This is a genomic window from Oleiphilus sp. HI0043, from assembly GCF_001634935.1.
This window is the reverse complement of sequence record NZ_LWEY01000238.1, coordinates 1-403: the sequence shown is the minus strand read 5'-3', so window position 1 is coordinate 403 and position 403 is coordinate 1. Positions and strand designations below refer to the sequence as shown.

Annotated in this window: 1 protein-coding gene; it reads right to left on the bottom strand. The window is 49.6% G+C overall.

Annotated features, from left to right (window positions below; genetic code table 11):
* Positions 1–403, bottom strand: a 403-nt coding sequence (locus A3729_RS03725; protein ID WP_197475532.1) for a gamma-glutamyl-gamma-aminobutyrate hydrolase family protein, incomplete at both ends; no start/stop codon positions are given.

Here is a 403-nt window from a genome sequence, read left to right as displayed (position 1 = left end):
TTCGCACCGTGGTGACCAAACTTCATCTTTTCAGTCTTCGCGCCACTCGCTAGCGCAAGTAGCTGGTGACCTAAGCAAATGCCGAATACCGGAACCTTGGTTTCCAGTATGTCTTTGATTGCTGCAATCGCATAATCACATGGCTCTGGATCGCCCGGGCCGTTAGATAGAAACACTCCGTCAGGTGACATAGCCAGTACATCCGCAGCAGGCGTTTTCGCTGGAACAACTGTTAGTTTACAACCACGCTCCGCGAGCATTCTTAGAATGTTATTCTTAACACCAAAGTCATAAGCCACAACATGGAATTCTGTTTCGCTTTGCTCGCCATACCCGTCAGTTAGTGACCACTCAGCTTCTGTCCAAGAGGCCTGTTCAGTGCGTGTCACCTCTTTCGCCAAGT